The sequence below is a fragment of the Legionella drancourtii LLAP12 genome, from assembly GCF_000162755.2.
Taxonomy (GTDB): Bacteria; Pseudomonadota; Gammaproteobacteria; order Legionellales; family Legionellaceae; genus Legionella; species Legionella drancourtii.
Genome location: NZ_JH413806.1, coordinates 1 through 15620 on the forward strand (window position 1 = coordinate 1; position 15620 = coordinate 15620).

The following is a 15620-nucleotide window of genomic DNA, read 5'->3' on the forward strand; positions in this document are numbered from 1 at the left end:
CTGATTCAGATATTGCTGTTGAGCTGATTATTAAAAATATACCTGGAGGTTCATCCGATGTTGTTACCTTGCACTTAACGGTGATGAATTAAGGCGCTTTAAAAAATAAACACGGCAAGACAACCAGACTACACAATGTTTGATTGTCCTAAAACAAAAAATACCACGCATTAGGACGCATGATGACCCAGACAGTTACCGGCTCAGGATTAGGCATTTACAACTCATCAATAGGTTTAGGCAGTTACGGCGCGAAAGGCAGTGCGGCCTTAGGCCAGGGCGGTGAATCGGTTTATGTGAATGCCGCGAATGGCAATTTAATTCTACGCCAGGCCGATGGCTTTTTAGCCGATATGGGGTTGGGTTTTGATTTATTCCAAACCTACAACTCACGTGGTGAGGGCGGTGGTTCCTGGGTCTTTAACGTGCAGTCACGTCTGGAATTTTATGGCGAGGCCAATCACGAAGGCTCCTATGTGATACGGGTGATGGAAGATGGCCATCGTTCGCGTTTTACCTGGGATGCGGCAAGCCAGGCGTACCGTCCGGAAGAGGGTGGCACCGCCCGCCTGGTGTTTCAAAACAACAGTTGGACGTATCGCGACGGCAGTACGCCAACAATCTATCAATATACGGCGCAGGGGCAGTTAACTGCATTGCGCGACCAAGACGGCCATAGCTTATCCTTTCACTACACGAATGGCCAGCTCACGAGTATCCGCGATGCGGGCGACAAACAGACCATCACCTGGTCCTTTGCCAATGGCCTGTTAACGGAGGTGACTACCGCTAGTGATGGGCAAATCATTCACCACCTGCATTATGAGTACGATGAACATCAGCGTTTACAGCGAGTAAGTCGCGACTTAGGCCATGGCAAAAGCTATTGGATAACCTACGATTACGCAGGGGATTCCAACCTCATCAGCGACATCACCCAAGCCGATGGCACCCACATGCACATTGAGTACGATGTAGAGGGGCGGGTCAAACAACTGATTGATGGCGAGGGGCGCATCAGTACCTACACCTATGGCGAAGGTCAAACCACCCTAAGCAATAGTTTGGGCGAGTCCTGGATTTATTTTTATGATGCGCAAAACCGCCTAACGGGTATTGATGGCCCCGAGCACTACCGTATTCGCTACGTTTACGAAGGCACACAATTAAGCCAGATTACCCAGGGCAATCAAGTCTGGCGTTACCGTTACAATGACACGGGTGATTGCCTCTACGCGGAAGAACCCAACGGACAAATCACACAGCGCCGCTATGATGCCGAGCACCACGTGCTGGCTGAAACCAAATACCAATCCTTTGATGGGGAACACCATCCGATTCATCCCAAAACCACGCGCTATGCTTATGATGCGCGCGGCCATTTGCGGTTTGCCCTTGCGGCGGATGGCACGGTCACCGAATATCGTTACACCACGGAGGGTCAGCTGATGAGTCGCCGTTGTTATTTCCAGGCGCATTATGAACCGGCAGAAGACGTGCTCGATGAAGCAACCCTGACGCACTGGGCAAGCCAACAAAACCCACAACAGGTAAGTCTTATTGATTATTGGTACGATTGGCGTGGGCAATTAAGCGAGGAAATTCACTACCGTGCGGTGGATGCACACGGGGTGGGTATTGACGAGGGGCATGCGACGCACACGCGCACCCGTTATGATGCGGCAGGTCGCCTGCGTGAACAAAGTGTCCTCACCGCCGAGGGGTGGAGTACGACCCAGTACCTCTATGATGACTTAGGCCGTTTGATACAAACCCTGGATAACCACCACAACAGTCAACGGATTGACTACGACGATGCCCATCAACGCATCCTACACACCGAGGCCAACGGGTTACAAACCTTGAGGCTGTATGACCGCAGCGGTTTGCTGCTCACCACACTGCGTTTGGATGCGCACCATGACTATGGCAGCACGCAATACCACTACGATGCGGCCGGGCGTCTGATTGCTGAAACCGGGGTGGATGGTTTAAGCAGCTATTTCTTCTATGATGCCCAAGGCCGAGTACTGGCTAAGGTCAATGCCCAAGGGCAAATGACCGAATACCGTTACAATGAGGATGGATTACTCATTCAAACCCATCAATACGCTCAGCGCATCACCACGCAAGGTTGGTTGACCCATTGGCCTACCTTCGCCGCCATTACCCCGCAAGTCAGTAGCCAAGACGCCATTAGTCAAACCATTTACAATCAATACAATCAAGTGGCGTACACCCTGGATGCCCAAGGCGCGGTGATTGGTTATACCTACGATGCCGAAGGCCATGTTTTGTCTAAAACGGCCTATGCCACGCGCTTAGCCAATTATCACCCGGACACCGTGTTGTCCTTTGCGGCCATTCCTCTGCAGACCGACGCGAAAGACCGTCAGATTCGCTATTACTATGATGTGGTTGGGCGGGTGCATGCTGAAATTAATGCCGAAGGCCATGCCACCGAATACCGTTATAACTCTTTGGGACAGGTTATTGAAACCATTCGCTATGTGAATGCAGCCTCGGCGGCTTTAAGTGGCGAATGGGCACAGGACAAACCCGCCGCCAAAGCAAGCGACCTTCATACCTACAGTTTGTACGATGCGCACGGTTTAAAAATTGCGGCTATTGATGGTGAAGGTTACCTGATTGAATATCGCTACGATGTCCGGGGCTTGCTGCAAGAACGCATTGCCTACGCGCATAAAATTACCGCGCCCATCAAGGAGCAGACAACCCTGGAACTCATTCGCCCTAAAGCAGACACCAATGACCATAAAACAACCTATGAGTACACTGATTTAGGCCAGCTGCGCCAAGAGCGCACCCAAAGTGGCCTTATTACTACGTATGCTTATGATGCGATGGGGCAACTGATTTTAAAAAGTCGCTTCGATGAGCACACGCACACGCTACGTCAACAACAGCTGCGCTACGATGCCTTAGGGCGGGTGATTCAGGAATTGGATGAATTAGGTTGTGCCAAACTTAAGGCACCGAACTTAACCGCTGAGCAGATTGAAGCCTTGTGGCAGCAACACAGTATTCACTACACCTATGAACAGAATGGATTGTTATCCACTAAAACCGATGCCCTACACCATACTACCCGTTATTTTTACAATGAACATCAGCAATTGCAGTACACCGTTAATGCCCATGGCGCGGTGGTGGAAACTCAATACAATGCCTTGAATCAAGTTGAATCGGTGTGCAAATACAGCGCGTTTTTAAAAAATAACCTTGCGGTGTTAACCACCCAAGACCTTAGCGCGCGGATGGCCGCCTTAAAAGACAGTCGCTTTGATGAAACCATCCGTTATGAATACAACAGTATTGGTCAGGTGATTGCTCAATATACCGGCTCTCAGGGCTTGGTGACCTCCGAATACAATGCTTTTGGGGAATTAACGTTCAGTACACAAAGCATTGATGCCTCGCGTCATCAAGTAACCGCTTATGACTATGACCGGCGTGGATTGTTAATCGACCAAGTGGATGACGTGGGTGGTTTGAATCGACATACCTCGTTTAAATACGATGCTTTTGGTTGGGTGACCTCACGTATTGATGGGCGTCAGGCCGCAATCAACTATCGACTAAATAAACGCGGTGAACAAATCCTTATTATCAATGCCAGTAATCAATTTAAAAAAATCACCTATGATGCCTTTGGGCGTGTATTGAGTGAAACAGATAATCTACAAAAAGAAATCAAAAAATATAGTTATAACGATCAAAACAATATACTTACGGTGACAAATCCGTTAATTAAAACGGAGGTAGTTACTCAATTTAATGCCTTCGGCGATAAAATTGCATTCACCGATGCGAATAAAAACACCACTGAATTTCACTATGATGAACGCGGATTGCTCATTCGTGTGGACTCACCCGAGAATAGCTTTAAAGAATACCATTACGATGAGGCCGGACAATTGCTTTGGCAAGAAGATGCCGGAGGGCATACGATTGCCTACACGTATGATGCGCAGGGCCATGTACTCACAAAAACAGTCGACCCAGATGGGCTTAAAATCATTATACGTTACCAATATGATGCCATTGGCCGTCAATTACAAGTCACCGAGAATAATCGCATCAAACAGTTTACGTATGATGATGCCGGTCGTTTAATTAAATCCTGTGTTGACCCTAATGGCTTAAATCTAGTCACGCAATTTACCTATGATGCGCGCGGCTTGCTTCTACGCCAAAGCGAATTAAATAGCCACGGCGCCAATAAGGTCGTTGCCTACGAATGGGATGGTTTAGGCCGACGCAGTGCGACCATCATCGACCCGGATGGTTTGCAGTTAACTACCCGTTATCAATACGATGCCAATGACAATCTGATTTGCCAAACCGATGCCAATCAGCACAGTACGCATTATATTTATGATGTCAATAACCAATGCCGTTATCAAATTAATGCTCGTGGTGTGGTGACGGAGCACATTTACAGCGCTAATGGTAATGAAGTGCAAACCATCACTTATGCGAATCGGATTGCACCTTTAGGGCACTATAGCGAAGAAAATTTAAAAAAAACGCTCATTAAAGACAGCCTACATGACCAATATTTTTTTCGTAACTTTGATAATGCGGAACGAATAACGTGTACTTATGATGCTTTAGGATTTGCCACCTTATATGAATACGACGGTAATAATAATATTATAAAAACAATTAGGTGCAGCAAGCCAGTTTCCTTAGATGCTTTAAAACGGGGTGAGAAGATTTCACCGGATACTGAGGGCGCACGCTATGATTATTTTGCTTACGATGGCCTAAACCAACAGCGCTTTCAATGCGACACCAATGCCTGTGTTACTGAATCACGTTATGACAACAGTGGCCAATTAGTAACACGTATTCAATATGCCACGCCAATTAATCTCAAAGAAGGAACAACATTAGAGCAGATTGCCAAGAATCTCATTTCTAATGCCGCCCAAGACAAAACCACCCGTTACGCCTACGACCAGGCTGGGCGTTTACGTTTGGAACTAAGCCTCCGGGGTGTGGCCAAATCCTATCAATACAACGCGCTAAACCAAGTGATTTCCTGCACGCGTTATGCGGTATTAGCCAATGCGACGCTACTAGCCTGCATGAACTTAAGCGACGTGCAGCCCAGCGCCCAAGACCGCACCAACACCTTTGTCTACGATACTGCTGGCCGTGAAGTTTATCGCCTCAGCGCCGAAGGGCAGGTTGTGGAACGTCGTTACGATGACGTAGGCAATGTGCGCGCGCAAATCACCCACCAACAACGGGTGCGCAGCGCATTATACGGCCTTGATGAACTGCGTCAACAACTCGAACAGGACCCAGGCGCACGCAGCAGTACCTACGATTACGATGCGACAGGACGCTTGCTCCGCGAAACGAATGCCGTGCACGCCACAACCGATTATGAGTACGATGCCCATGGCAACGTCCTTCATAAAATCCAGGCCAACCAGGCCGTTTGGACTTATCGTTACGATGAAGTCAACCAACTCATCGAAACAACCTCGCCAACGGTTCGCGTACTGACTGGCAAAACAGGGCAAGAGCGCCCCATCATCACCCAAATTGAATACGACAGTTTTGGCAATGTGGTGCAGGAAATTCGTGATGCCACCGGCATCAAACAAACCCGCCTTTATCACTACGATGCGATGAATCGGCGCATTAAGACTATTTACCCCGAGGTAAACATCAACAATGCCCTCCATGCCGCGTCGAATCAACGCCAGGAATACACGCAAACGTTAAGCGAAGCGCTGCGCTATAATGGTTTTGGTGAGGTGATTGCGTCCAGTGACAAAGCGGGCAATTGGTCGCATTTTGCCTATGATAGCCAAGGGCATTTACGCTACAGCGTTGACACGCGTGGCGGGTTAACCCAATGTGACTACGATGCTTTTGGGCGTTTAATCGCAAAAACACGCTACAACACGCCGGTAATTTTAGCTCAAGACAGCGCCTACAGTACCAAGGAGATTGAGCAAGCACACCGTGGCAGTACGTATGACCGTCATGAGTGGTTTGACTATGATTTAGACGACCAGGTGATTGAAAGCACCCGTGATGCGGTGCGCACGTACACTGCAAAAAGCAAAGAATACAGTATGCAAGCGCCCACTACGAGAAAAGTCTATAATGCCTTTGGCGAGGTGATTCAGGTAATGACGCGTCTTAATGAGGAGGATAACGTCGCTCAGTGGCCGACCACGACATTTTACTACGATAAAGACGGGCATCAAACAGCCATGATTGATGCGGAAGGCTATTTAACGACCTACTCGTTGAATGCGTTTGGGGAGACCCAAAGCCTGACCGAATACGCTTTGCGTAGTGAATTCCATGATGCCTTCACCTACCGTGGTCCCCAAGCACACGCTAAAGACCGCACGGTAACGTTCACCTACGATGCCCTGGGGCAAGTCACGAGCAAAACCTTAAAGCAAGTGCGGGTATCACGCATTGTGAATCATCAGCTGGAAACGAGCCTTCGTGACCTTACAACGACCTACAGTTACGATGCCTTGGGCCATTTAACTGAAACGGTGGATGCGCAAGGCAATTCGGCCTATTGCTATTACGACGCTTTAGGGCAATTAATTGCCAAAGTTGGCCCGCAAACCCAAGAGGGTCGCGCGGCCACGACCTACAGCTACGACGCCCTGGGTAATCTTGTTGAAACCCATCAATGGGCGAATGGTGCGCACCATGCGGATAAAGAACAGTACCTGGTCAATGGGGCAAGTACGCTGGACATCGTTACGAGTTCCCAATTCGATGCGCAGGGACTTCTCTTAAGCGAAACCGATGGCATGCAGCACACGGTTTTTTACAGTTACGATGCGAAGGGCAATCTGGCGCGCAGTTTTCAAACGTTAACGAACGCCGATAAAAGTCAGCTCATTCAGGACAAGCGGTACACCTACGACAGTGAAGGCCATTTACTGCAAACGACTACTTTTAAAAATAACGGCGTGAAGACGGAAGAGGCTCGCTACACTATTTTGGTGAAGTTACGGATAAAGGCGTTAATGGCCACTACACCGTGCATGTGGATTACGACCACCTGGGGCGCGTCTGGCGTTCCAACACGCAAGGTTATTATCAGATTTATATTTATGATTTAACGGACCAGGTCACGCAAATTATCACCTCAACCAATGGTTATGTACTCCTACACCAAGAGACGGGCATTGACCTCTCCACCAATGTGTTTGATGAGTACCAAACTAATTTTGAGCAAGACGCTTGGCGCATGAAAGTACAGCGCCAGAATAACACCTATGATGCGCTGGGTCGTTTACTGATTCAGAGCAAAGAATACAACAGCTACACCCAGGACAATTATTCTGCTTCGTCCAAACAATTTCAAACGGTGGACCGTTGGGGCAACATGTTAAGCTACACCAATGCGTTAGGGAAACAAACGCTGTATGAATACACGGCGTTTAATGAGGTGGAGCGCCAGGAGTTGCCTGAAGTCACGTACATGGATGAGCGCGGTCAACGCTTGCGCATCAAACCCACCAACCAGTACGCCTATGATGAATTAGGGCGCGTCATTGCGATGATTGATGCCAATGAGCATCTGGCGACGAAGGCCTATGACGCGGCAGGGCACCTGATTAGTGAAACCGATGCCAAAAAAATCACCCGGAGCAAGCACTACAATTTATTAAATCAGTTAGATTACAGCATTAACGAATTGCACGGCAAAACCAGTTACACCTACGATGCGGCAAATCGTCTAGTGAAGGTGGTCACGCCGCGCACGCACCAAGATTACGTCTATGATGAGGCAGGGCAACTCCTACAACAAAGAAATGGTACGGGGGATACGACCACGTTTGCTTACGACAGCTTAGGGAATCAAATCCGTCGCCAGGATGCACGGGGTTATCAAACCTATTACGACTACGATGATGCGGGTCGTAAAATCAAAGAAACCGATGCTTTAGGAACGCAACAGTCTTGGGCGTACGACGCCGATGGGCGTTTAGTTAGCCACACTGATTTGGGCAATCACGTAACCGCCTATGAATACAACACCAATGGTTTGTTACTTCACGAATACTCCAGTTCGGGCAAAAGCATACGTTATTATTACCAGGGCGATGGTCAGCTGATTCAATATGCGGATGAGGGGCGTAATGAAATTGTCAATTACACGTACGATGCCGAAGGGCAAATGCTGAGTAAAACATCCAGTCGCGCGGGGGACATTAACGACGGCTGGATTCGTGAAATGGATTATTACCACTACGATGATTTAGGCCGTTTAACCCAGGTGCGTCGTCGTAATCCGAATGATGAGGATACCCGTTTTCCTGAGGAGGACAAGAGCCTTTTATCGGTAGACTACGCGTACGACAAGGTCGGAAACATTCGCCATACCCAAGTCAGCGCCCGCTACCGCAGTCATGCGGCGTCGACCAGTGCGGATTATTACCTGTACGACGAAAACAATCGGATGACGACGAACAAAGGTCAATTGGTGAATGGGAACATCGTTGTTACGGCGAGCCAAGGCAGTAGTTTAGAGTACGATGCTGCGGGTAATATTGTTCATGCGGAACAATACGAAGAGGGTTTCTTACAAAAGTACGATTATGGGTACAACAACGACAATCAACTGGAATTAATTCAAAAAAACAAACGCAACCTTCAATACAAATCGTATGATGATGCGGGGCGGGTCACGTTGGAGAGTTCCTTTAATGAACGTAATCAGGTTGCCCAGCGCAATGAGCTGTTTTATGTCAATGGGGTGTTGATGGTGCAAAATACCTATGAAGGGGCAGGGACGAACGTTGCTTCCAGTAGCCGTTATGAGTACGATAACGTCGGGAATACCACCTCCTGGATTATGGAGCTTAAAGGCGGTAAAGGTCGCAAAGAAGGTGCGACCATCACGCATAAATACACCTATGAATTGTGGGATAGCTACCAACAACAAGGTGATGAGGTGACCATCGAGGCTTATAAGTTGAACCCAACGCATGGCAGCAGCACGCGGATATATAATCAAAAAGACGGTCTTTTAGAAGCGTCAGTTGATGCTTCTGTCGATGAGAATAATCGTTCCAATAACATTAACTACTTAAGTAGCTCTCTGGAGGGTACGCGTGCGCGTAGGGATAAAGACGGCCGTACGGGCTACCTCACGGTAGCCGGCAAAACCATAGGCGACCTGCGTTTAGACAATTCAGGTACGCAGCACTTAACCATTTACGGTGGTTTTACCCCCAGCGGCAGTCAATTTAAATGGAAACCCACGTCGAGCGAGCTGCAAAGCCGGGTCGTCCATCAGCAAAAAATCGCGGCGCAATTTCAACGCCAGCCTGGCGATGTGGCGGATGGCACGTTACCCGAGGTACCGCAAGACAATTTAGGCACGTACACCCTGCAAGCCGGCGATTCGTTGGAACACATTGCTTTGCAAGTCTATGGTGACAGCAGTCTGTGGTACCTCATTGCCGATGCGAATGGCATTGCCGACCGTAAAGCGATGGCTGGCCATGAAGGGGCATTACACATTGGTCAACGCCTGACTATTCCCCCCGGCGGAACGGGGCAACACCATACCAATGGCACGCATAAGGTGCTTAACGCCAATCACCTGATTGGTGATACCCGTGCTACGGCGGCTATGCCAACGCCATTGCCCCCTAAACCCAAACACCACAGTATTTGGTCGAAAATTATTGTGGCTGTAGTCGCCGTGGTGGCGACTGTTTTAACAGCCGGTGCAATTGGTATGGCCGCAGGCATTACCGGCTCCCTGTTTTCCGCCGGCAGCACCGTTCTTGCCGGAGGCCTTGCCAGTACGGCCGGGAGTCTTGCCAGTACGGCCGGGAGTCTTGCCGCAGGATTTTCGGCAGGTTTTGTGGGCAGCATTGCCAGTCAAGGTGTGGCGAGCGCATTGGGCATGCAACACGGGGTGGATGTTAGCGGTGCTCTGCTTACCGGGCTTGCTACCGCCGCCACAGCCGGTGTGGGGCATGCGTTAAACAATGTCACCGCCTTCCAAAAGATGACGAATACCCTAAACCAACACAGTTTTGAGCAATTTAACCTCGGCCACTGCCGCTGAAATGTTAGAACAAAACGCCGCAAGCCAAGCCGTCAACGTAGCCTTTAGAAAACACCAACATTTTGACTGGACGGAACTGGGTGTGTCCGGAATCACCGGCGGGGTGCTTGGTGGTCATTTGGGTAAAAAAGTAAATGATAAATTAGGAAAACTAGACCATAACACCGGCATCCTGCGCTCAGAATTCCAAGCACTTGCTGGTGCTGGGGCGCAATCGGCAACCACAGGAGGGCATTTTAATGCCACCCAAGTACTCGTAGATAATCTAGGCTCCGCAGTAGGTAATGCCGTAAGTCATGTAGGTGAGATGTTAACTGATATCGGAACGGGTATCAAAGAGGCAATGGACCATCTTTTTGCACCGCATGATAATCCAGCACAATCAATTGAAGACTTGTCTTTTGCAGGTAATTTAATTGAGATGGATGGTCTAAAACAAGGCTTTAATAATTATCTGGCGCGGCAATTAGATGATAGTGGCGGTTATAGCAGTCATGAGCAAAACTCTAATTTAGTAAATAATAAGAATGATAATATTTTGCTTTCTGGTGCGGCATTTCAAGGATATGTTGGTCAAATCTATGGTGATTCGGAGAGAATAGATATTGGAAAAGGTATGTTAATTGATGAGAATGTACCTTTAATGTTAAAAAATAGCGTGCAAAATGTTTGGGAAACATTGAATTCAAAATATGAAACAAAAGTTATTTTTTCTGCATTATCTGGCTATGAAGGAGGTCAAAGACTAGAGGCTTACCTACCAATGCGTAAAAATGGAGACGTTATTGATAATAGTGGAATAACAATTGCCACAGGATTTGATATTGGTCAACATGACAACTATGAAATCAAAAATTTTGGTTTTCCAAGAGAGCTTGAAGAGAAATTATTACCTTTTGTGAAGGCAACAAAAAAATGTGCAAAAACGTTACTTCCTTTAGCAAATCAGCTTGTAATTAGTGTTGAAGACGCTAATTTAATTGATTTTGCAGCGAAAGGAGCAATCCTTAAAGCAGCTATTAAGAGTTGGAATACACGTAAATTAGAAAATACACCACAGTTTAAAGATTTAACACCTGCTCAACAAACGATTTTATTCTCAAGAACATTCCATCAAGGTCCTGGTATGCCGAATAAGGCGGTGTCTAAAAACTTCTATAATGCTGCTTTAAAAAATAACTGGATGGAAGCTGAAAATCATTTAAGAAATTATGATGTGCCCAAGGGGTATTATAAAGATAGAGTTAATAATGAAGCTAATTTATTAAAACGAGAGAGGTTATTAAAATGAAATTCTATAAAACATATTTTTTAGTGGTTTTTTTTTCTATTGCTACAAGTCTACATGCTGAAAAATATCAATATAATGGCAATTGCAAATTTATTGGTAATGTGGAAAATTTTAAACATTGTTTAGATGAAGAGTTGGTTTTATACGACCGAGAATTAAATGATTTGTATAAAAGTTATTTCAATAATAAACCCTCTAAGTATCTAAGAAAAGCAGAAACTTCCTGGATTAAATTTAAAGAGGATGATTGTGATTATATAGCCGCCGAAGTTAATGGAGGTTCATATTATGATGTCATATATAAGGCATGTCTTATTAATAAAACAAAGGTTAGAATAAACGATTTAAAAAGATCTTTTTTCTTTTTTGGATGGTTTAAAAATATTAAAAAATAATTTTTCATTGGTAAACTAAATGTGATAAAACTGCTTTTAGAGTCAATTGGAGCAACCCAAATTGCGTAACATCATGAGCAAGGTTTTCAATGGCCCGACCCTTTAGGCCGTGTCTGGCGTTCCAATACCCAAGGTTATTATCAGATTTTTGTTTATGACTTTGCGGACTAGGTCACTTAAATTGGTGACTTCCGCGAATGGCTTTTATCCGGAAGAGCGAGGGATTGACTTATCCAGCACTCAGTTTGAATCAAAATTACGTTTTAGCGAAGGGGAATTCAAAAACGTTTGCAGCGCTAAGATAATGTTTATGATGCTATGATGTAAACCCTCCCTTTTTAACCAAAGCTAAAAGTAGGTGTTTGGCAACTAAGCCTATTTTTTATTGACAACATCGTCATTTAAAGTCAACATCCCACCCATTTTATGGGTACATCAATTGTCCAACAAAATGGATTTAACTAAGAGAAAATGAATCTAAAAACATCTAGTTATAGTAATCTTAAGTATCGGTCTGATATTGATGGTTTAAGAGCGCTGGCAGTTCTTGCTGTAGTTGCCTACCATGCATCTCCTTTGCAAATAAAAGGTGGCTTTATTGGTGTAGATATTTTTTTTGTAATTTCAGGTTTTTTAATTTCTACAGTTATTTTGCAGAATATGCAGAATGACAGCTTTAGTTTTCTTGAGTTCTATAGTCGTCGTATTAAACGAATTTTCCCCGCGCTTTTTTTAGTATTAGTTGCCTGCTTTCTATTTGGTTGGATTGGGTTATATAGTGATGAATACCAGCAGTTGGGAAAACATATTGTTGGTGGAAGTGGGTTTCTTTCCAATTTTCTTTTATGGCAAGAAAGTGGTTATTTTGATAATTCTGCGGAATCTAAACCTTTATTGCACTTATGGAGTTTAGGTATTGAGGAACAGTTTTATATTATTTGTCCATTTTTATTGTGGTTTTGTTGGAAGCAGCGCTTGAGTCCGCTCATTCCTATCCTTTTTTTATTTGTTATTTCTTTTGTATTAAATTTAATCGGGATACATAAGGATAGTGTGGGCGCATTTTTTTCACCACAAACTCGTTTCTGGGAGTTATTAATTGGTGTAGTTCTGGCGTACCAAAAATTATATGGCTTTAATATTAAACCGGTTTTAAAACTAAAAACAGAGATTAATTTTCCTTATGTTCATAGTTTTATTTCGTTCCTTGGACTGGGGCTGATTGTATTTGGGTTTCTATTTATTTCAAAAGAACGAGGTTTTCCTGGTGTTTGGGCTTTGTTTCCAACGCTGGGTGCGGCAATGATCATTGGGGCAGGATCGCAAGCATGGTTAAATAAGAATATTTTTTCCAATAAGATTCTTGTTTGGTTTGGATTAATTAGTTTTCCATTGTATTTATGGCATTGGCCCGTTCTTTCTTTTATCCATACCATTAATAATGGTAACGATGCTAGCCGTATGGTTCGGCTTCTAGCTGTTTTAAGTTCTATTTTATTAGCATGGCTTACTTATAAGTTGATTGAAAAACCTATCCGATACGCGCAGAAAAATAAAACAACGCAATTGGTTTTTGCTAGTATTATAGTGGCATTTGTGGGGCTTATTACTTATAAAAGCGAGGGTTATCCATTTAGAACCATATTAGCTGCAAAACAAAAAGCATGGACAGATAAGCCACAGGTTTTATCTGGGTATGAGACGAGTAAAATTTATCACCAGGTCTCTGTAGTTAAAGAACGTGATTTTTATCTTTCTAATGTTCTAAATGAAAAAGCAAATATAGCTGTTCTTGGTGATTCACATGCAAATAGGCTTTATTGGTCTTTATCCGATTATAAAGAAATGAAGCTAATTAATATTGGTAGAGGAACTTGTCCACCTTTGATTGATGTGGAGGTTTTTCAAAATAATGGACAAAGTATTGGGTGCCAACCGCTGACTAATAATTACCTGCATTATGTTAAAGAAGATTCAAATATTAAACTAATTATTATTAATGCTTTTTATAATCAATATAGACAGGGGTTAATTCTAAAAGCTAATAATAAGCAAATTTCATTAGAGGAAGCTTTAAATAATACATTAAATTATCTATGTGATTCACATAAGAAAATTATAGTTGCTTTGGATGTTCCTGAAGTTCCAAGTAGTTGTTATCAAAGAAATTTCCCCGTTTGGAATATAAAATTTCCTCCGGTTTGTACTACCTCAAAACAGCAGTTTGATTTACAAAATAAGCCACTCATGAAGGTCTTAAAATCATATCCTGACGTAGCGGTTTTTAATCCAGGGAAAACATTTTGTAATGAACAATGTGGTGAAATTGATATGCACAAATATTTGTATTTACGCGATGGAAATCATTTAAATGACTTTGGCCTAAGAAAATTAAGTCCGTCTATACATGATTTCGTTCGGAAAGAACTGGGCTAAAGTGTAGTAGCAATTAGTACCTATCTATTATCAATAAATTTAATAGTGCTGGTTATAGCCAGCACTGAACGAGCAATTAATTGCTCTTTTTTAATACACAGGATTCGGATTCATCATACATATCTTCAATCGTGAGGGTATCTCCATCTTTAGTAATCCATACGTTCATATAGACACTTCCTAGGGTATTATAAGAGCCTGAATCGTACCCAGTAGTTATTCCCTGGAATATAAGATTTAACCGATTACCAAAAATAGCAGCATGTTGCATGCTTGATTCGCTAAAAGAAGGGGTACTGTTATTGTGAGATACTAAGTTATTAAGCTCGAAAGTTGAGGATTCGTCTTCTGGATATGCAAGAGTAATTTTTTTGTCATTCTGTGTGATAGTGAGCTCAACGTCTTCATCGTCGCAATTACCTATCCAGATTCCAGAGAAATCTTCGGATTCATTAATCTGTGTTGCCTTTGCCATATGCAAGCGATCATTTTTGTGCTTATGCTGTAGTGTGAACGCAAAGGTATTTGCTGCTAGGACCATAGAAGAAATCAGGATTGCTAATTTTTTCATATATTACTTCTCCATTAAGATAAAAATAGCTATTTCGAATATTAGATCGAAAGGAGAGATGCAGGTTTTGCTGATGATATTTCCATACATAAATCCATTTAATACACTTATTCGCGCAAAAAGATATCACAATAATTATTGATAGCAAACAAATCGTGTTTATTTTTTGACTGAAAATTAGGGGGGGTAATTGCCAACACACCCTAATCAAAAAATTTAAATTGACGAGGGAATGTTTGTTTGTGAAATGCGCCGAAGATACCAAAGATTAGCTTCAGAGCATGGAACAAAAGGGCTTGGGTCAAAATAATTGATAAGTTAGCACATCTACACTAAAAGAACATGTAGCTTAAATAGTTAGCAACAGTCAATCCACTTAAGATAACCTCCCATTATCATCAGGTTAGTGAAACCATTTGGGTAGCATTTCTGGAAGACATCGGCCTCAACCCTGTCGCATTTCTAAATAAGATTCCTATGACTATAAATCCCATAGGCAATGTCCAGATAAGGCCAATTCCAAGCGGTAATGCGCTAATAGAAATAATTAATACCATAAGTATAGTGCAGACAATAATAGTGAATCCATTGTTACGGACTAGGGGGTATGTTTGTTTAAGTGCCTGAAAGGCGCTGTTATTTTTTGTGATAATGAGTGGCAGTGTAAAACAAAATAAAGGAAAAACCAGGCCGTAATTGAGTATAACTTGCTCTGTAATGAAGAGAACTATCTGATGATTGGGAATTAAGGTGTTTAAATAAATTTTGCTCAGTTCAATTATGAGCCACAGCAAAATGACGTGGTCAAGCAAATTGACACAC

At 44.0% G+C, this 15620-nt stretch carries 6 protein-coding genes; 5 read left to right on the top strand and 1 reads right to left on the bottom strand.

Features of this window, described 5'->3' with window-relative positions; all coding sequences use genetic code 11:
- Positions 1 to 179 precede the first annotated feature (179 nt).
- The 5 genes from LDG_RS03895 (at position 180) to LDG_RS03915 (ending at position 14227) form a co-directional block, all read left to right on the top strand.
- The gene (locus LDG_RS03895; RefSeq protein ID WP_083821379.1) at positions 180 to 7139 is read left to right on the top strand and encodes an RHS repeat domain-containing protein; all 6960 of its coding nucleotides are present in this window, start codon (positions 180 to 182) and stop codon (positions 7137 to 7139) included.
- Positions 7058 to 10105 carry a LysM peptidoglycan-binding domain-containing protein gene (locus LDG_RS03900; protein ID WP_148263499.1) on the top strand — a complete coding sequence of 1016 codons (3048 nt, stop codon included), beginning with the start codon at positions 7058 to 7060 and terminating at the stop codon, positions 10103 to 10105. The genes LDG_RS03895 and LDG_RS03900 overlap by 82 nt, the downstream gene beginning before the upstream one ends.
- 1 nt (position 10106) lies before the next feature.
- Positions 10107 to 11396: a pesticin C-terminus-like muramidase gene (locus LDG_RS18380; protein WP_050805515.1), complete on the top strand. Its 1290-nt coding sequence runs from the start codon at positions 10107 to 10109 to the stop codon at positions 11394 to 11396.
- Positions 11393 to 11791, top strand: a complete 399-nt coding sequence (locus LDG_RS18385; protein ID WP_006869852.1) for a lysozyme inhibitor LprI family protein — start codon at positions 11393 to 11395, stop codon at positions 11789 to 11791. Before LDG_RS18380 ends, LDG_RS18385 begins: the two co-directional genes overlap by 4 nt.
- A 471-nt stretch (positions 11792 to 12262) precedes the next feature.
- A complete protein-coding gene (locus LDG_RS03915) occupies positions 12263 to 14227 on the top strand; it encodes an acyltransferase family protein (protein ID WP_006869853.1) in 1965 nt (654 codons plus the stop codon).
- 76 nt (positions 14228 to 14303) lie between these two features.
- Here the strand turns inward: LDG_RS03915 and LDG_RS03920 are convergent, their stop codons facing one another.
- Positions 14304 to 14798, bottom strand: a complete 495-nt coding sequence (locus LDG_RS03920) for a hypothetical protein (RefSeq protein ID WP_006869854.1) — start codon at positions 14796 to 14798, stop codon at positions 14304 to 14306.
- Positions 14799 to 15620: the final 822 nt, after the last annotated feature.

Excerpts from the sequence above, each read along its gene's own strand:
- LDG_RS03895 (WP_083821379.1), top strand. The coding sequence starts at position 180 with ATGATGACCCAGACAGTTACCGGCTCAGGATTAGGCATTTACAACTCA.
- LDG_RS18385 (WP_006869852.1), top strand. The coding sequence starts at position 11,393 with ATGAAATTCTATAAAACATATTTTTTAGTGGTTTTTTTTTCTATTGCT.
- LDG_RS18380 (WP_050805515.1), top strand. The coding sequence starts at position 10,107 with ATGTTAGAACAAAACGCCGCAAGCCAAGCCGTCAACGTAGCCTTTAGA.
- LDG_RS03915 (WP_006869853.1), top strand. The coding sequence starts at position 12,263 with ATGAATCTAAAAACATCTAGTTATAGTAATCTTAAGTATCGGTCTGAT.
- LDG_RS03920 (WP_006869854.1), bottom strand. The coding sequence starts at position 14,798 with ATGAAAAAATTAGCAATCCTGATTTCTTCTATGGTCCTAGCAGCAAAT.